Source organism: Deinococcus rhizophilus (assembly GCF_030271215.1).
Lineage (GTDB): Bacteria > Deinococcota > Deinococci > Deinococcales > Deinococcaceae > Deinococcus > Deinococcus rhizophilus.
Genome location: NZ_JASNGB010000431.1, coordinates 1 through 357, shown reverse-complemented (window position 1 = coordinate 357; position 357 = coordinate 1). Strand labels below are relative to the sequence as shown.

Here is a 357-nt window from a genome sequence, read left to right as displayed (position 1 = left end):
GGGCGGCAGGGCGGCGGCCAGCCACTTGTCGCGCCGCAGGGCCGCCGGACTGCGCGGGGCGGTGACGAGGAGGTCCGGGGCGTCCTCCGCGTTGAGGGTGAGGTGCGCCAGGGCCGAGGCGAGGCTGGCTCCCAGCAGCACAATGCCCGCGCTCGCCGCCCCCACCACCGAGCCGCGCCACGCCGAGGCCATCAGCGGCAGCAGGTAGACGAGTTGCAGCAGCGTGCGCGAGAGCAGTTCGGGGTCGCGGCCCACCATCCGCCATTCCTTGAGCAGCGTGGCCTGCCGCGCCGGGCGAAAGCGCAGCGGCCCGGCCTGCCTGCGCCCCGCCCGCCGTCCCCCGGTCCCCTCGGCGGC

1 pseudogene is annotated in these 357 nt (G+C 77.6%); it reads right to left on the bottom strand.

Annotated elements, in window-relative coordinates:
* Positions 1-357 (bottom strand): annotated as a pseudogene (locus tag QOL99_RS17715) (hypothetical protein); the annotation flags it as partial.